Source organism: Candidatus Saccharimonadia bacterium (genome assembly GCA_035544015.1).
GTDB lineage: Bacteria > Patescibacteriota > Saccharimonadia > UBA4664 > UBA4664 > UBA5169.
Window position 1 is genome coordinate 17,447 of sequence record DATKIP010000108.1, and the last position, 16,645, is coordinate 34,091.

The following is a 16,645-nucleotide window of genomic DNA, read 5'->3' on the forward strand; positions in this document are numbered from 1 at the left end:
GCCTCCGGCGGTTTTTTCGTGCGCCCGGGGTTGCGCTCTGAAGCTTGCGGCAAGCTCAGTCTCCAGATCGTAACGATCTGGACCGCATCAGTCTCCCGCAGCTTCACATTCCGAAAGGCCGGTCTATGAAAAAACTCGCATTCACGCCTCAAATTGTCCTGGCAGTAGTCCCGCACGCCGACGACACGGACTGCTTTGCCGGCGGTACACTCGCACGCTGGGCCGAAGCCGGCGCCGAAATCTATCTGCGCGTGCTCACCGACGGCAGTCGCGGCGGGGCAGCGCAGCAGCGCCAAGACGAGCAGCGCCAAGCCGCCGCCCTCCTGGGCGTCAAGGATGTGTTTTTCTCCGACTTCGAAGACGGCGCCCTCGCCGACTCACTCGACGTCCGGCGCGAAATCGTCCGCGATATTCGCCGCCTCGCCCCCGACACCGTCGTCGCCTGGGACCCCAAGTTCATCGACTCCGACGAGTATGGCTACCTGGGCCACCCCGACCACCTCGCCGCCGCCTGGGCCGCGCACGCCGCCGTCGGCCTCTATGCCCGCAATCGCCCCAGCTTCCCCGAGCTCTTGGCCGAGAAGGGCCTCCAGCCGCATACCGTACCCCGGCTCGTGCTCATGACACTCGGCCCCGAAGCCAACTTCGTCAGCGACGTTTCGGACCAACAGGAAGCCAAAATCGCGGCGATCCGCGCCCACGCCAGTCAGCAAGATACCGGCGTCGAAGCCTGGGTGCGACGCTGGTCGACCGCCATCGGCCACCAGCACGGCATGGAGTACGCCGAGCTCTTCCGCGTCATCGAGGTCAAAATCTAGACCGGCCACCGGCCAGGGAGACTGATGCACCGAGGGCGGAGAGAATTAACTCTCTCCGCCCTCGGCTCCCGCCCATGTTTTGACAAACCCCCACCGCGCTGATACCCTTTCGCTATGACCTCAGCCGCATCACTTAATCGAATTGCAGCCCCGCTTCGGCGGGACATGTTTCTGGTAGTTCTGATTCTGGGACCGGCGGTGCCTGGTCAGAGCGTTTAGTACTTCGTAAACCTCACCCCAGACACCGCTCCGCAAGGAGCGGTTTTTCGTTGTTCGGCCTCCCCCGGGCCGCCCGTGCCTGATTCAACCCTCGCACAGGCTGCCCGCCAAGCGGCCGGAAAATGGAGTCAGGGTGCCAACCAGAAAAGATCGCGTAGCCATGAGGCGTCGCGCGAAGATCCAGCCGGACCCGCCGCGCGCCGACACAAACCCGGCAACCCCGGCCCAGACCGTGCCATTCCGAATCACGACCCACGGTCGGGGCTTCCGCAATTTGAACGTCGTCCTCCGGGCCGCCGAGATCACGTACGGCACTCGTCACAAAATACTGACAAACTCCACGGTCGATCTGGTCGTAACGCCGACTCTGCTCGACGCCGTCGTAGAGCTGAAACACTACGGCGACTTCCGGATCGAACCAACCGAAGCCATGCTGGCCATCCCCGCCGGCTCCGGCCGCACCATCAATCCCTAGGCGCGCGCCAGAGCCCGCCTCGCACCTCGACATTGGAGGTACCCATGGGTACGCAAGCTGTTCAGTCCGTCGGCCGGTTGAGCTCCTACCTACTCCGCCGCCGGCTCCCGCGCCAGCTCCACGCCCTGAGGGTGTGCGAGCGACGCCTGAGCCTCGACGCCGTCCCATCAGTGGGGCTCGAGATTGAGCTGCACCTCGTAAATGAACACGGCCGGCCTTACTTTGGGCTCGCCCCTCTCATTCTCGAGCAACTTCGAGCTCGCAGCATTACCAACGTAGTACCCGAGCTCGCATCTTGCCAGCTCGAGCTCAACCTCACCCCCCAACCGCTCCTCGGCCGGGGGCTCACCCGGATGTACCAGGAGGCCGAGAGGCTCCTCGACACGATCGTCGAGCTCGCCGCCGCCGAAGGCGCCTTCGTGGTCCTCATCGGCATCCTGCCAACCATGGGCGCCGACCAGCTCGTCCCCGGCCACCGCTCTTCAGGCGGCCGCTACGCCGTGCTGCAAAAAGCCCTATGGCAAGACCGCGAACCGGTCTCCGCCGAACTCAACGACCCCGACGGCCAACGGTACGAGTTCTGCTCCACTTCAGTGGACACGCTGATGCCCAACTCGAGCGTGCAGCCCCACTTCTACTTCCCGGGGCTGGGAACGATCGTGCCGGCACACAACCTGGCGGTGGCCACAGCCGGCCCCATCATGGCTGTCACTGCCAACGCACCACTGCCGTTTGGCGGAGCCAGTGGCCAGGACCTGCGCCACCGGCTCTTCCACCTGGCCGTTGGTCCCGAACGCTGCAGGGTCAACAACTACATCACGGACCCCAACGAGCCCATTCGCTGCGCGACCGAGCTACCGCCCATCCTGTACCGACCGGACCGCGAACGCAGTCTGAGCAAGGCTCAACGCGGGATCCTGCCGGATCTCGACAGTCTCGCACTGGCTGTGGGCACCTCATGGCCGATCATCGACCGTATCGTCGCCGACACCCGCGGCCGACACCTGCGGCATGAGCTGCGCCACCTGTCGTCGGGGCCAACCCTCGCCGACATATTCGCCGCCCTGGTGCTCGTCGGCGGGCTGATGGCCAACCCATTCGCCGCCGACTACACAGGCCCGCTCGAACCCCACGCCGAGGCCAACTTCGAATCCGCCTGCAGGCACGACGCCAACGAGCCCCTGATCTGGCCGGACGCGTCCGGTCGCCTGGATACCCGGCACGCCCACGACATCGTCCGCCACGACCTGCTCCCCCGCACCCGCGAAGGCTGGATGCTCTGGGGCGTCGCAAGCGACGAAGTGGAACAGTTCCTGGAGCCAATCGCCCGCCGAGTCGCGCGGGGCAGCCAGGCACTGACGGGCGCCGGCTGGCAACTCGCCCGGCGCACGCACTACCTCCAAGGCGGCCACCCCGCCGCCGAAGCCACCCGTCTGATGCTCCTCGATTACATCGAGCACTCGCGGGGCGGCCTCGGCCACTCGGTCAGCTACTGGCCAGACCCAAGCGCCAGCCAGCTGCGCCCAATCAGTGACACCCCGGCCCTCATGGCCTAGTCGTCACCCCCGGGGCGGAGCGCCAGACACGCGCCACAAGCGCAACCGTCTGGTGCTCCGCCCCCGCACCCCCCTGTTACGCTACCAATGAAGGAAAAATCCGCTATGATTACAACCGTGCCTCAATCCCCCACCCTCGCCGACCTGCTTTCGCATTTAATTCGCTTCCCCACCATCACCGACGCCCACGCCACGAACCGGGCCGCGCTGGATTGGGTCGAACAGCAGCTTACCAATCTCCCGCTCCACATTCTGCGCCTCGAGCACAACGACTTCCCCGCACTTATCGTCACCACCCGCCCCACCCGCACCCCGCGACTCTGGCTGCAAGCCCACATGGACGTAGTCCCGGCTCCCGTAGCCGCTTTCGAGCCGCGCCTCGCTGGCGGCCGGCTCATCGGCCGCGGCTCCTACGACATGAAATTCGCCATCGCCACCTTCATTGCCCTGCTCCAAGAGCTCGGCTCAAAGCTCAGCCAGTACAACCTCGGCCTCATGATCACCACCGACGAAGAAGTCGGCGGCCAGGACGGCGTTCATTGGCTCACCCAAAACGGCTACCGCGGCGAAGCCGTGCTCCTGCCCGACGGCGGCGTCAATTGGGAAATGGAAACCGGCGCCAAAGGCATCGTCTGGTGGAAGCTCACGAGCCGCGGCCGAGCCTCCCACGCCTCCCGACCCTGGAACGGCGTCAACGCCATCGATCAACTCATCCGCTTCGTCGACGAACTTCGCCGCCACACCGTCATCGAGCCATGCGGCGACCCCGCCCACGAACACGCCACCCTCAATCTCGGCCGCATCACCGGCGGCACCGCCGCCAACCAAGTCGCCGACACCGCCGAAGCCTATGTCGATATCCGCCTCACCCCCGGCACCACCCTCGACACGGTCGCCGCCTGGGTCGAGGCCGCTCGTCAGGCCATTCCGGGCGTCGACGCCGAAACCGTTGTCGCCAGCGCCCCCTACCTCGTCCCCGACGACGGTCCCGGCGTGATGTTTCGCCGCATCGCCGAACGCGTCACCGGCCATCCGCTCCACAATATTATCGCTCACGGCGCCTCCGACGCCCGCTTCTTTGCCGCCCACAACATCCCCGTCATCACCGTCCGTCCCACCGGCGGCGACCACCACGGCCCCGCCGAATGGATCGACCTCGCCGACCTCGACCGTTTCTACCAGGTGATCCGCGATTTCACCGTCGAATGGGCACACGATTAACCACTGCCCCACCACACAATCTTGCTTAGGCTAGCGTTTTAACGTAAAGTATGGTGCACCGTTTCCGCAGACCACCCCCGTCCATCGAGAAGGGACCACCACCATGGCCATCGACACCGAGGGCCCCGGAACGGCGCTCTCTGACACCCGTCCACCCAAGAGCCGCCGGACCCAAAAGCTCAGGCGTTTCGGCCTGTGGATAATCGAAATCCCATTGTGCACCTCACTGCTCCTGCTACGGAACGCCCGCCGCGCCCTACGCGAGCTGCGGTCGTGGCGTACAACCCTGCTCGTATTGGTGAGCATCACTGCGGCCATCCCGCTAGCGCTCATCATCACCCCGGGCCAAGACGTGGTGGCTGCCGGCCAGCACGTCACGGTCGGCGCCAAACCTCCAGACCTGTCACTGTCAGGACCGGCCCAGGTGGTGCAGATCGGCAACACCAAGCTCGACATCCCCAAATACCAGGTGTACGGACCCATCCGGCCCCGCCTTCAGAAAGGACCATTCGTCCGGAATGAGGCTGCGGGCAAAGCCCTCAACCCCCAAAACGGGTCCACTGAGAGCGCCTTCGGACCCGGAATCTGGGGCGGAATCCTCCGCTACCTCGGCCTGCTCGCGATGTTCGCCGTCGGCATCGCTCTCGGGCTGTACGCCATCCTCGAGCTCGGACGAGTCCTGTTCGCACTCCGGCGCCAAAGCCGGCGCCGCCCAGATCAAGTCAGCCTCACGCTACTGGAATTCCGGCAGCGCTATGGCCAACCGATCTTGCGGCGGGCGGTCTGCGTGCTCGCCGGCGTCCTGACGGCTCTGGCGCTCTGCCTCACCGGCACCGCCGTTGGCGCCCACGGTCTGGCGGGCGCCGAGTCGCTAGCCGACATCTTCGGCACCACCTATGTCACGCCGTCGCCCACCGGCCCGGTGCTCACCGACGTCGAGGGCGCCGTAGCGGGCGACTCCCGGGTTTCCGAGCAAGGCGGCCCGCTCGTCGCCAACCCGACCCAAGACGACCGCGACTGCGGCCGCAGCAGCGACTCGCTAGCCGAGGAGCTCAAACAGCAACTCCTCGTCAAGGTGGCCAACCTGGCCTGCCCCAGCGCCACCGTCGCCGCCGGCCTTCGCGGCTCCCAGCTGCGCAGCAACCGGTACCTGCCGCCACAAGTGGGGCTACTCAAGAACATCAAGAGCCTCAAATTCGTGGTAGTAATGATCGGCGCCAACGATGTCCGCTGGGCCGACGCCATCGGCTACTGCTACATCGTAGTCGACTGCAGCGACCCGTTCATGCACTCGGAGTTCGAGTACCTGCTGACCGACTTCGACCAGGCGTACGGCCAGCTCCTGCGCGACCTCAACGAGTTGCCCACCCATCCGCAGATCATCATCGTGAAGTCGTACGAAGCGCTCAGCCCCGACGCCGTCAAGCTCAATCCGAGTTGCCCAGACCTGCAAGGGCCACCGGGCATAGCGGGCGTCAAGCCGCTCAACGAGAAAAAGATCGCGTACCTGCGGTCGCTGGGCGACGAACTCAACGCGGTCCTGACCACCGGCGCCGAAAAGTACCACTTCGACGTCGCCACGCCGCACCTCACCCGGCTGTGCGAGCCGAGTCCACCCGGACTCGGCCCCGACATCCGCGGGGTGGCCGACCCCGACCGGTTCCACCCCACCGGCCTCGGCGAAATCCGCCTGGCCGAGGCCGTACTGCCCCTCATCATCAAGGGCCGTACCAAGCCCAACTAACGATACCGGCTCCTCAGGAGCCGGCCACCGGCCCCCGTGCGCACACCATGCGCACGGGGGCCTCGGCATGTTTAGGGACGAACCCTAGGCTAGGGTCGGACCCTACTCGCCACCACACCCAATTTCACCAACTCCACCTCATCCCCGTCCCGCCGCTTCCACTCCACCGAGCCCTGCTCCAGCGTGCGCTTGCTCACCGTCAACCGCAACGGCACGCCTATCAAATCCGCATCCGCGAACTTCGCTCCCGCCGGCGCGTCGCGGTCATCGTAGAGTACCTCCACACCAGCCCGCATCAGCTCGTCGTACAACGCATCGGCCGCCACCGTCACTGCATCATCCGCTCCCAGCCGCACCAAGTGCACCGCAAACGGCGCCACGCTTTCGGGCCACATTATGCCCTTCTCATCGTTATATTTCTCCACAATCACGCCCATCACGCGCGAAATCCCAATACCATAGCACCCAATCACCGGATACTGTTTCTGGTCGTGCTCATCCACAAACCCCAGATCAAACGCCTTGCCATACTTTTGCCCCAGGTCAAACACATTGCCTACCTCGGCACTTTTGGCTTCCTTAAGCTTATCCTTGCTACACCGCGGACACACATCGCCGGGCTTCACCTTGGCAATCTCATCCTCCACACAAAAGTCACAATTGTCGCAATAATAAATTACGTCTTCACCCGCATCGGTCAGCACCTCAAATTCGTAGCTCACCTTCTCGCTAAACGCACCCCCCGAAGCCTCCGTCACCTTGGCCGTCAAACCCAGCCGCTTGAAAATCCGCAGGTACGCCTCTTTCGCCTCTTTGTAAAATGCGTCAAAATCCGCCTGCGTGGTATGAAACGAGTACATATCCTTCATGAAGAACTCGCGCCCGCGCATAATCCCGCTCTTGGCCCGCAGTTCATCCCGGTACTTCCAATGAATCTGGTACACCTTCACCGGATACTGCTTATACGACTGCGCTCGACTCAGCACCAGCGGGCTCACCACCTCCTCCTCGCTCTGCCCCAAAGCATAGTCATTGCCCGTGCGGCTTTTGATCTTAAACAGCACGTCAATGCCGTCCCAACCGCCCGTCTTCACCCACGGCTCCTTCGGGTGCAATGTCGGCATCAAAATCTCCTCCGCGCCCAGCCCGTTCATCTCCTCGCGCACCACTTGCTCAATCTTGCGCAGCACCCGCAGCCCCAGCGGCATGTAGGTATACACCCCCGCCATCAACTGGTCCACAAACCCCGCCCGCGTCAGCAACTGGTAATTGAGGCTGTCGCCCTCTCCGGCCAGGGTTTTACTCGTCTTAAATAAGGTCTGTGATAATCTCATCAAAGTCTCTCCGTTATTAAAAAATCGCTCCCGCCAAACGCAAAAAATCACGTCTGACAAGAACGAGGCTATCTCGTGGTACCATCTTGTCTTCACCGAATCGCTTCGGCCTTAATTTCTCAGATCACGGTGAGGTCCGGCACGGCTCATCGCCGGCAGCTCCAGGGCGGGAGACCCATTCACAGCTTTGCAAGCAAAGTATCATGCCACCGCTACCGTGTCAAAATCTCTCATCAAATGCCTGCACCGTCCGCCGCAGCAACCCCAAATCTCGTCCCAGCTGCGCCCGCCCTTCGCGGGTAATCTCGTAATACCGCCGCCGGTCTCCCTGCGATCCCACCATCACCGTCACCAAACCATCCCCCGCCAGCCGCTTCACTGCCTTATAAACCGTCGCGTTCCCCGACGCCACCCGTCCCCGCGAGATATTCGTCACATGCGCCTCCAGTTCATAACCATGCCGCGGCTCTCGGCTCAACGAAGCCAATATTAGTGTATCCACTAACCGAAATGACGGTTCAAATATATAACGCTCCATGCCTCCCAACCTTCCGATACTACTATCACAAAATGCTGTCCCGGGGAATCTATTCCCCGTTACTACATTCCCCGGGACAGCAAAAATACACTAGGGACGCCGACCCGGTCAACCCCGTCACGAATACCCAAGCTACTTACTCGTAATCGCCAAAAACGCCAAGTAATTATTGACCATATGCAGCAATATCCCCGGCACAATGCTGCGTGTGCGCACGTACATAAAGCACAGCAGCAAGCCTAAAATCATCGTATACACAAACAAATTCGCCTGCCCATGCGCTAGCCCAAACAAAGCCGACGACAGCACCGCCCCCCAAATCAATCCCGTTCGCTTAGCCAACGCCGGAAAAATAAAGCCCCGAAATATCGTCTCCTCGAGTACTGGCGGTATCAGCACGAGCGCGATCAAGGCCAAGCTCCAGTGCGAATCCGCCCCCTTCGTAAACTCGTTCGTCTGCGCCTGATTCGGATCAAATGCCGGCACCAGCAGCTTCACCAGCTCCAGCGTCACCTGCGCCGCGATCAAAAACACGACCAAAATAACCACCAAGTACCCCACCGCGCGCCACACACTCACCCGCCGCCAACCTACCATCTGCCAGCCCACTCGGTAGTGCCTCAAAAACAGCGCCATCAAGCCAAATCCCAGCGCCACGCCAATCAGATCCAGCGCAAAGGTGGCCCCCACATCCTCGCTGCGCACCCCGGCCAAAAACCCCGCTACCGGCGGTATCACCCGCGCCAGCAACGCCAAAATCACCCCCAGCAGCACCTGTGCCACAAACCACCCAGCCACCAGGAGCACCGCATCGCGAACCCCCCACGGTACCCGCAAATATTCCGGCAGCTCCTTCGGCCCCTTCACCTAGGGACGCTTTCGCACATCGTAAATCGTAATCACAACCATCAACGCCATCAGCGCCATAAAACCAATCGTGTGAATTTTGGCCTCTGTTTCGGCCGAAATACTCCGCTTCATAAACCGCCGCAGCGTAATTACCGCCAGCCGACCCCCATCGAGCGCCGGCAGCGGCAGCACATTAAACGCCGCCAGCGCCACCGCAATATTAGCCATAAACACAAAGATATAAGCCAATCCCAGCGACGACAAACTCTGCAAAATAAACACAATGCCGAGCGGACCCGAAGCCGCTTCCGCCGCCGCTGGTACCGCCGGCGAAAACAACCCCACGAGCAACGCCGGTATGTGCACGAGCAGCATCACCACCCCCACGATCGTCGCCACAAACAACGCCCCCGTAATGTACAACGCCGCCGCCACAGCACTCAACGGATCGTACCGCAGCTTGTACACCTGTTGGCTGCCTACGCCTAGATACCCGTCCTTGGACCCCGCTTCGCGCAGCTTCACCGACACCTCGCGCGCAGCCGAACCGCTCCGGACCTGCAGCTGCACGGTCTGACCAGCATGAGTCTTGGTATAATCCCGCAGCGCCGCCTCACTAGCGAGCTTGGTGCCCCCGGCCGACAGCAAATAATCACCTCGCTTCAAGCCTGCCGCAGCCGCCGGCGAACCCGCCACCACCTCGGCCAAAATCAACTCCCGCGGCTGGGCATACTCAGTGTGCAAAAACGATGGCTCAAACGACGGCCCCAGCGCCGGCAAGCCCGTCACGCACAAGCCGTACAGCAATACCACCGCCGTTAGCAAATTCATCGCCACCCCGGCCAGCAAGATCTTGGCCTTGGTACCAAATTTAGCCGCCGCAAACGTCCCCGCCCCCGATTCGGCCGTATCCTCACCCTTCAGACGCACAAACCCGCCCAACGGAAACCAGTTTATCGAATACAACGTGCCCTTAATCTTCTTCCCCCACAGCCGCGGCGGAAATCCAATACCAAACTCTTCCACCTCTACGCCGCCGCGTCGAGCAGCCACAAAGTGCCCCAACTCGTGCAAAATCACCAGCAGCGAAAACAGCACAATCACAAGAATAATAACTAGCATCGCTATCTATTGTAACCTATTTGCCAAACCGCCGCTGCCGCCGTTCGTATTCATCGAAGGCCACACCCAGATCAGCCACGGTAAACGCCGGCCACGGGGTAGGCGTAAAGTACAGCTCGGCGTAGCTCACTCGCCACAGCATAAAGCCGCTCAAGCGCTGCTCGCCCGATGTCCGAATCACGAAGTCGACCGGCGGCAATTCGGGGTGATACAAATACCCCGCCAGCCGCTCCACGGTCACTTCGGCCGCCGCTACCCCATCGGCCACCAACCGCGCCACGCCTTCAGCCAGCTCCACGTGGCCACCGTAGTTGAAACACATCGCCACCACCGCCCGCGTGTTGTGAGCCGTTTTGGCCTCGGCTGATTCAATAGCCCTCAGCACCTTCACGCTCAGCCGCTCCCGCGAGCCCACAAACACCACCTTCAGGCCCTCGCGAGCATATTTACCGAGCTCCTTGGTGGCAATCCACACCAAAAGATCCATCAAATATTCCACTTCTTCACTACTCCGCCGCCAATTTTCGGTGGAAAAAACATACGCCGAAACGTAGCGTACACCACGACCAACCGCCTCTCGCACGATCTCGTGCAGATTTTCGTAACCACGACGGTGCCCCTCAAGCTGCGGCAAACCCTCAGCCCGTGCCCAGCGCCGGTTGCCATCCAAAATCAGCCCCAAATGAGTCGGCACCAGCCTCGCAGGCACGGATTCGGTCACTAGACCTCCATGATCTCCTTGGCTTTGGCGGCCTCGAGCTCCTCGATGCGGCGCTGAAACTTCTCAATCATTTTGTTCAGTTCAGCTTCAGCAAACTTCACGTCGTCGCTTGTCGCCTCTTTGGCTTTTTCCAGCTTCTTGACCTCGCCCAGCACGTCGTGGCGGATATTGCGCAACGCAATCCGGCAGTCCTCCACCTTGCTACCCAGGCTTTTTACAATCTCTTTGCGACGCTCCTCGGTCAACGGCGGAATGCTCATCCGCACCACGTTACCATCATTGCTCGGGTTGAGCCCCAGCGCCTGATTTTCTCGAATCGCCTTCTCAATCGGCCCAATCGCGGTCTTGTCCCACGGCGCCACCGCCAGACTACGCGCATCGGGCGTGCTCACCGAAGCCACCGCCCGAAGCGGCTGCACCGCGCCGTACAGCTCCACGATCACGCCATCCAACAACGCCACTGAGGCGCGGCCGGTGCGCAAGCTCTTGAGGTCCTCGCCAAAGTGCACCACGGCCTTTTCCATTTTCAGTCCAGTCGATTCAACGAGTGCTCGAATCATACCCCTCCTAGTTCCATCCGCGTATACCGGCGAATGACTATATTCTCTCCCAATTTGGCAATTAAGTCTGTAGTCAATTTACCTACCGTTACGTCGGGATCCTTCACAAACGGCTGGTTGATCAGGCAAACCTGCTCATAGTATTTAGCTAGTTTGCCATCCACGATCTTCTCAATAATCTCGGCCGGCTTGCCCTCAACCTCCTTGCGATAGATCGCCTTCTCGCTCTCTACCACCTCAGCTGGCACTGCCTCCGGGTTCAAATATTCGGGCGCCGCCGCCGCAATGTGCATCGCTACGTCGCGCACAAAGATCTTAAAGTCATCCGTACGCGCCACAAAATCAGTTTCGCAGTTCACCTCCACGAGCACGCCAATGCGGCCGCCGTGCACATAACCTTCGATCACGCCAGCCCGAGCCTCGCGATCGCTCTTTTTGGCCGCCGAGGCCTCGCCCTTTTCGCGCAAATACTTCACCGCCGCATCAAAATCACCGCCGGCAGCCTCAAGCGCCTCTTTGGCCTTCATCATTCCTGCGCCCGTTTGGTCGCGCAGTTTTTTGATATCTTCTACCGAAACCGCCATGACTTAAGCCTCCTCCGTCTTATCAGCCGCCTTGCTGGCGTGCAGCTTGGCGCCTTCAGCCGCCGCCTCTGCCACCGCACCCGTGATTACCCGCACGCTCTTGATGGCGTCGTCATTGGCCGGAATTTTGTAATCCACCAGATCGGGGTCGGCGTTGCTATCCACGATCGCGATCACCGGAATACCCAGTTTACGCGCCTCGGCCACGGCGATCATCTCGCCCGGCACATCCACGACATAAATCGCCGCCGGCAAGCCATCCATGTGCTTAATGCCGCCAAAGACACGGTTGAGCGCTGCTACCTCGTTTGAAAAATCGAGCAATTCTTTCTTGTTGTACTTGGCCTGGAAGTCGCTCTCCAAACCCGCCTCAAGTTTCTTGAGCCGCTGCACCTGCAACCGAATAGTACGGAAGTTGGTGAGCATGCCACCCAGCCATCGCTCGGTAACGTATGGCAAATTATTGGCCTCGGCGATTTCCTTGATCACCGGCGCCGCCTGGCGCTTGGTGCCCACGAGCAAAACCTTGCCGCCATGCGACGCGGTTTCGCGCGCAAATGTCGTGGCCTCTTTGAGCATTATGCCCGTCTTGGTGAGGTCCAAAATGTGCACCCCGCCCCGCGCGCCATAAATGTACTCGCGCATTTTGGGATTCCACCGGCGGGTCTGATGCCCAAAGTGTGCACCGGCCTCAAGTAGTTCTTTTAGGCTTACATCAGCCATTATTGTGTCCTTTCATCTACGCACGACCACCCAAGCGGGAGGATTACGGCCGGGCTGATTCGTTAAAATATTTAAGCTCCCGGACTATAGCAGATTTACCCGTGCAAGACAACACCCCGCCGCAAAGAAGAAAGGCTCGCCGAGAACGGCAAAACCTTTCTCCGCGAGCCATAAAATCACACCGCCTCCATTGCGAGGCCCATGTGTCCGTACATCCACTGAAGCACCACGGCACAGGCCTGCTCCGGCGAGAGCGGATCAGTGTCCAGGATCCCGAAGCCCTCAGACAGATCCTGCGGAAGCCGCAACGAGCCCCTCGCGCGCCAATCCTGGCGGTCGCGGCGCCTCACTGCCCTCTGGCTCCGTCGAGCCCGCAGCGCCGCGACCCGAGGCGACACTCCGAGGCACATCGTGAGCCATGCCTCAGGGAAGTCCTGGCGGAACCGCCCATCGACGAGCACGATGCCGTCATAGCCGGCGGCGAATTCGGCCACCAGCGTACGGACATACTCACCTACCAGCCGATCGCCGCGCCACTTCGCCACCGCGACAGCGCTTGCTCGATTCGAGCAAGGGTCCGGCAAAAGCTGTCCGGCCCCCCGGCAGAGGTCTCCATCCGGGCCGATATGCATCCCGGCTTGGCGAGCCAGCGCGACCAGCTCACTCGAACGGTACGACCGCAGACGGCGCCGCCGCATGGGACCCGAACCGCGAGAAACGGAGTCACGGCAGGCCCAGCCCACCACTGCCCGATGCAGTATCTCGATCGAGACCACCACAGCCGCCGCACCAACCTGTTGCAGATGTTGCGCCACCCCCCTTGCCGTGGTCGTCTTACCGGCGCCGTTTGGCCCGATGAACAGCACCACGTTGCCATAGTCGGCACGCACGCATATCACCTCCCGGACTAATCCCCGTAAGAGCAAGCGCGAGCGAAGCCCGCCGCGCCAGTGCCAACAATCTAAAACATTTATCCAAATATGTCAAGAGCAGCAGTCTGCCCAATCCCAAACCTTGACCTACGCTCCATCATCAGGTACAATCGTCAAGTTATGAAAACCGGCATTCACCCCGAACTTCTCGAGACCACCGTTCACTGCAACGGTTGCAACACTACCTTCACGACCCATTCGACCGTGAAGGAAATTAGCGTGGAAATTTGCTCCAACTGCCACCCGTTCTACACCGGCAAGCAAAAACTCATCGACACCGCCGGCCGCGTCGACAAATTCAAGGCCCGCCAGGCCGAAGCCACCAAGCGCGCCGAGGCCAAAGCCGCCGCCGAAAACAAAAAAGACCCTGAGGTCGCCAAGATCCAGGAAGAACTCCAAACCGAAACCGTCGAAGCTGAAACTGAACCCAAAGCTTAAATCTTCGTCTCTCTCAAAAACCGGTCTCCAAGGCCGGTTTTTTATTGAAAAAATACAAAAAACATGGTATAAAAACAAAGCCGCTTTCCATTGTGCCTGCCAAGACGCATGCGGTACCGACCGAGGAGCGTCGTTGACATGACCACTGCGAACCCGACCGACACGGCCCCCTACTCCCCAGAGCGCCACCTCAACGGCAACTGGCAGGAAGTATACCCGGGCATCCCTGCTCAGCGCGCCAACTACCACGGTACCGACCTCGCCAAGCTAGTGGTCGGGCCCACCGAGCAGTGGGCGGAGCTCTACGTGGCGGAGAGCCACCCCGTAACCCATCCCCTGCCCCACGGCAACCTGCTCGTCGCCCGATTCGAAGAGTCCAGAAACGGCGGACCCGGCACCCTCATCGTGCGGATCCTCGCCACCTGGCAGCCGGTGTCGGGCGAGGTGTACATCGCACCGGACCTCTGCGCCACGCCCGTGAACGGGCCCAGCGGCTGCGTGCACGTGTTCCAGGACTTCGGCGACGGCAGCGTGAGCCCAGTCCAGATACTACTGCCGGGCCGCACCACCTTGTTCGGCGGCTACCGCATCGAGGTCGCCTCCGAAGCCACAGATGACGGCACCTCCTGCGCCACCCGCGTGCGAGTTACCACTGGGCCCGCCGGCGAGTACGACCCTCTCGCCGAGTAGCCGCTCCGATCGGTTCAACGCGAACCCGGGGGCACGAACACCCCCGGGTTCGCCACCCGCCTTTATTGCCGTATAATCAAGTAGATCATGGATCCCACCGAGCACAAACTTCGCACCGAATACGACGACATCGCCGGCCGCATGACCGACCCGGCGCTCTTTGGCACACCCGAAATGGTAGCGCTCGCCAAACGCCAAGCTGAGCTTTCGCCCCTCATCGAGCTCTACGACCGCCGCCGCACCCTCGCCGACCACCTAGCGCAAAACCACGAAATGCTCAGCGACCCCGAGCTCGGCGAACTCGCGCGCGAGGAAATTCCCGCCCTCGAGGAGCAGCTCGCCCGCACCAACGACGAGCTCCGCCTGGCGCTAGTCCCCAAAGACCCCGCCGACGCCAAAAACGCCGTCATCGAAATCCGCGCCGGCGCCGGCGGCGACGAGGCCAGCCTATTTGCTGGCGAGCTCTATCGTATGTACGCCCGCTATGTCGAAAACCAACCCGGTTGGCACATCGAGCTCGTGAGTGAATCCCCCAGCGACGTCGGCGGCTACAAAGAAATCATCTTCGAGATCAAAGGCCCCGAGGCCTACGGCTGGCTCAAATACGAATCCGGCGTGCACCGCGTGCAACGCGTTCCCGAAACCGAATCCCAGGGCCGGGTGCACACCAGTACTGTCACCGTCGCCGTGCTCCCCGAAGCCGAGGAAACCGACCTCGAAATCCGCGAGCAAGATCTGCGCATCGATGTCTACCGCTCCGGCGGCCACGGCGGCCAATCCGTCAACACCACCGACTCCGCCGTGCGCATTACGCACCTCCCGAGCGGCCTCGTGGTCACCTGCCAAGACGAAAAATCTCAGCTCAAAAACAAGCTCAAAGCCATGGGCGTACTCCGCTCGCGCCTGCTCGCGCTCAAAATGGAAGAAGAACAGCGCGAAAACCGCGAGGTGCGCCTCGGCCAAATCGGCACCGGCGACCGCTCCGAAAAAATTCGTACCTACAACTTCCCCCAAGACCGCGTCACCGACCACCGCATCGGCCGCACCCAGCACGGTCTCCCCGGCTTCATGCTCGGCGGCATCCACGACATGCTTGAAGCCCTCCGCGCCGAAGATCTGCGCCTGGGGCTCGAACAAGCCGCCACATGACGAGCCATCCTGCCACCACCATCCGCGAAGCCCTCACCACCGCCATCGCCTTCCTCGATGAACACCGCATCCCCGGCGCCCGGCTCGACGCCGAGCTGCTCCTGGCCCATACCCTGCGCCACGACCGCGCCTGGCTGCTCGCCCACGACGACGAGCCGCTCACCACCTTCCAGGTCGCCGACTTCGAATCCTACATTTCCCGCCGCTCCGAGCACATCCCGGTCGTCCACCTCACCGGCAACCGCGAATTCTACGGCCTCGATTTCGAAATCACTCCCGACGTCCTCACCCCCCGCATCGAAACCGAGCAAATGGTCGAGTGGGCCATCAAATACGCACCACCAAACTCCCATCTCATCGACATCGGCACCGGCTCCGGCGCCATCGCCATCGCCATCGCCGCTCACCGTCCCGACCTGCACATCACTGCCACCGACGTCACCGCCGAGGCGCTGGCTGTCGCCCGCCGCAACGCCGCCACCCACCACGTCAATCTCGCCTTCATCCAATCCGACCTGTGGCAGGACGTCCCCGGCCGCTACGCCACCATCGTCACCAATCTCCCGTACCTGCGTGAAGATGCCGACCTCATGCCTGAGGTCACGAAAGAGCCAGCCGTCGCCCTCTTTGGCGGCCCCGATGGCCTAAACCTCTATCGCCGTTTCCTCACCGGCCTGCCCGATCATCTCGCTCCCGCCGGCCGCCTTTTTACCGAGTGCGACCCGTGGCAACACGCCGACCTCACTGCCGCAGCGGCCAAACAGCATCTCTCGCCCATTGAGCAGGGTTATTTCATTTTGGGCTTCCAGCGCCAATAATCATCACAAAAACCCTGACCCACCCTCACTTTTGACATAACCATCATTTAGACGCAAAAATGACGGCAAAACGTTTCTGGAGGAAACAAAAATGCCGTCACCAAAAATCATACCGGTGTGCAGCCGGATAGTCCAACAACAGTTATTACCGCAG

The 16,645-nt window shown here is 61.6% G+C and carries 18 protein-coding genes; 9 read left to right on the plus strand and 9 right to left on the minus strand.

What is annotated here, in order from left to right:
• Window positions 1-125 precede the first annotated feature (125 nt).
• The 5 genes from VMT30_09000 (at window position 126) to VMT30_09020 (ending at window position 6,033) form a co-directional block, all read left to right on the plus strand.
• Window positions 126-818, plus strand: coding sequence for a PIG-L deacetylase family protein (locus VMT30_09000; GenBank protein ID HVQ45066.1), 693 nt, complete (start codon window positions 126-128; stop codon window positions 816-818).
• Window positions 819-1,170: 352 nt separating this feature from the next.
• Window positions 1,171-1,512 (plus strand): hypothetical protein, encoded by a 342-nt coding sequence (locus VMT30_09005; GenBank protein ID HVQ45067.1) that lies wholly within the window; start codon window positions 1,171-1,173, stop codon window positions 1,510-1,512.
• Between the two features lie 44 nt (window positions 1,513-1,556).
• Entirely contained in the window at window positions 1,557-3,068 is a 1,512-nt protein-coding gene (locus VMT30_09010) for a hypothetical protein (protein ID HVQ45068.1), read from the plus strand.
• Between the two features lie 105 nt (window positions 3,069-3,173).
• On the plus strand, window positions 3,174-4,289 hold the full coding sequence (locus VMT30_09015; GenBank protein HVQ45069.1) for a M20/M25/M40 family metallo-hydrolase: 1,116 nt from the start codon (window positions 3,174-3,176) through the stop codon (window positions 4,287-4,289).
• 103 nt (window positions 4,290-4,392) lie between these two features.
• The gene (locus VMT30_09020; protein ID HVQ45070.1) at window positions 4,393-6,033 is read left to right on the plus strand and encodes a GDSL-type esterase/lipase family protein; all 1,641 of its coding nucleotides are present in this window, start codon (window positions 4,393-4,395) and stop codon (window positions 6,031-6,033) included.
• A gap of 89 nt (window positions 6,034-6,122) precedes the next feature.
• Here the strand turns inward: VMT30_09020 and VMT30_09025 are convergent, their stop codons facing one another.
• The 9 genes from VMT30_09025 to VMT30_09065 all read right to left on the minus strand — a co-directional run bounded on the left by VMT30_09025 (window position 6,123) and on the right by VMT30_09065 (window position 13,363).
• Window positions 6,123-7,367, minus strand: coding sequence for an aminoacyl--tRNA ligase-related protein (locus VMT30_09025; GenBank protein HVQ45071.1), 1,245 nt, complete (start codon window positions 7,365-7,367; stop codon window positions 6,123-6,125).
• A gap of 220 nt (window positions 7,368-7,587) precedes the next feature.
• On the minus strand, window positions 7,588-7,845 hold the full coding sequence (locus VMT30_09030) for a helix-turn-helix transcriptional regulator (GenBank protein ID HVQ45072.1): 258 nt from the start codon (window positions 7,843-7,845) through the stop codon (window positions 7,588-7,590).
• A gap of 192 nt (window positions 7,846-8,037) precedes the next feature.
• A complete protein-coding gene (locus VMT30_09035; protein HVQ45073.1) occupies window positions 8,038-8,772 on the minus strand; it encodes a type II CAAX endopeptidase family protein in 735 nt (244 codons plus the stop codon).
• Complete coding sequence (locus VMT30_09040; GenBank protein HVQ45074.1) at window positions 8,773-9,876, minus strand: M50 family metallopeptidase; 1,104 nt, start codon at window positions 9,874-9,876, stop codon at window positions 8,773-8,775.
• 16 nt (window positions 9,877-9,892) lie between these two features.
• Entirely contained in the window at window positions 9,893-10,597 is a 705-nt protein-coding gene (gene uppS / locus VMT30_09045; GenBank protein HVQ45075.1) for a polyprenyl diphosphate synthase, read from the minus strand.
• Window positions 10,597-11,157 carry a ribosome recycling factor gene (frr, locus tag VMT30_09050; protein HVQ45076.1) on the minus strand — a complete coding sequence of 187 codons (561 nt, stop codon included), beginning with the start codon at window positions 11,155-11,157 and terminating at the stop codon, window positions 10,597-10,599. The genes uppS and frr overlap by 1 nt, the downstream gene beginning before the upstream one ends.
• Entirely contained in the window at window positions 11,154-11,741 is a 588-nt protein-coding gene (gene tsf / locus VMT30_09055; protein ID HVQ45077.1) for a translation elongation factor Ts, read from the minus strand. The genes frr and tsf overlap by 4 nt, the downstream gene beginning before the upstream one ends.
• Before the next feature lie 3 nt (window positions 11,742-11,744).
• On the minus strand, window positions 11,745-12,464 hold the full coding sequence (gene rpsB / locus VMT30_09060) for a 30S ribosomal protein S2 (GenBank protein HVQ45078.1): 720 nt from the start codon (window positions 12,462-12,464) through the stop codon (window positions 11,745-11,747).
• 176 nt (window positions 12,465-12,640) lie between these two features.
• Window positions 12,641-13,363, minus strand: a complete 723-nt coding sequence (locus VMT30_09065) for an ATP-binding protein (GenBank protein HVQ45079.1) — start codon at window positions 13,361-13,363, stop codon at window positions 12,641-12,643.
• Between the two features lie 153 nt (window positions 13,364-13,516).
• Between VMT30_09065 and rpmE the strand changes: the two genes are divergently transcribed.
• From rpmE to prmC, 4 genes are all read left to right on the plus strand, one after another.
• Entirely contained in the window at window positions 13,517-13,834 is a 318-nt protein-coding gene (rpmE, locus tag VMT30_09070; protein ID HVQ45080.1) for a 50S ribosomal protein L31, read from the plus strand.
• A gap of 138 nt (window positions 13,835-13,972) precedes the next feature.
• On the plus strand, window positions 13,973-14,524 hold the full coding sequence (locus VMT30_09075) for a hypothetical protein (protein HVQ45081.1): 552 nt from the start codon (window positions 13,973-13,975) through the stop codon (window positions 14,522-14,524).
• A gap of 87 nt (window positions 14,525-14,611) precedes the next feature.
• Window positions 14,612-15,673 (plus strand): peptide chain release factor 1, encoded by a 1,062-nt coding sequence (prfA, locus tag VMT30_09080; GenBank protein ID HVQ45082.1) that lies wholly within the window; start codon window positions 14,612-14,614, stop codon window positions 15,671-15,673.
• Window positions 15,670-16,491 carry a peptide chain release factor N(5)-glutamine methyltransferase gene (gene prmC / locus VMT30_09085; GenBank protein HVQ45083.1) on the plus strand — a complete coding sequence of 274 codons (822 nt, stop codon included), beginning with the start codon at window positions 15,670-15,672 and terminating at the stop codon, window positions 16,489-16,491. Before prfA ends, prmC begins: the two co-directional genes overlap by 4 nt.
• Window positions 16,492-16,645: the final 154 nt, after the last annotated feature.

Excerpts from the sequence above, each read along its gene's own strand:
- VMT30_09000 (HVQ45066.1), top strand. The coding sequence starts at position 126 with ATGAAAAAACTCGCATTCACGCCTCAAATTGTCCTGGCAGTAGTCCCG.
- VMT30_09010 (HVQ45068.1), top strand. The coding sequence starts at position 1,557 with ATGGGTACGCAAGCTGTTCAGTCCGTCGGCCGGTTGAGCTCCTACCTA.
- VMT30_09015 (HVQ45069.1), top strand. The coding sequence starts at position 3,174 with ATGATTACAACCGTGCCTCAATCCCCCACCCTCGCCGACCTGCTTTCG.
- VMT30_09020 (HVQ45070.1), top strand. The coding sequence starts at position 4,393 with ATGGCCATCGACACCGAGGGCCCCGGAACGGCGCTCTCTGACACCCGT.
- VMT30_09025 (HVQ45071.1), bottom strand. The coding sequence starts at position 7,367 with ATGAGATTATCACAGACCTTATTTAAGACGAGTAAAACCCTGGCCGGA.
- VMT30_09040 (HVQ45074.1), bottom strand. The coding sequence starts at position 9,876 with ATGCTAGTTATTATTCTTGTGATTGTGCTGTTTTCGCTGCTGGTGATT.
- frr (HVQ45076.1), bottom strand. The coding sequence starts at position 11,157 with ATGATTCGAGCACTCGTTGAATCGACTGGACTGAAAATGGAAAAGGCC.
- tsf (HVQ45077.1), bottom strand. The coding sequence starts at position 11,741 with ATGGCGGTTTCGGTAGAAGATATCAAAAAACTGCGCGACCAAACGGGC.
- rpsB (HVQ45078.1), bottom strand. The coding sequence starts at position 12,464 with ATGGCTGATGTAAGCCTAAAAGAACTACTTGAGGCCGGTGCACACTTT.
- rpmE (HVQ45080.1), top strand. The coding sequence starts at position 13,517 with ATGAAAACCGGCATTCACCCCGAACTTCTCGAGACCACCGTTCACTGC.
- VMT30_09075 (HVQ45081.1), top strand. The coding sequence starts at position 13,973 with ATGACCACTGCGAACCCGACCGACACGGCCCCCTACTCCCCAGAGCGC.
- prfA (HVQ45082.1), top strand. The coding sequence starts at position 14,612 with ATGGATCCCACCGAGCACAAACTTCGCACCGAATACGACGACATCGCC.
- prmC (HVQ45083.1), top strand. The coding sequence starts at position 15,670 with ATGACGAGCCATCCTGCCACCACCATCCGCGAAGCCCTCACCACCGCC.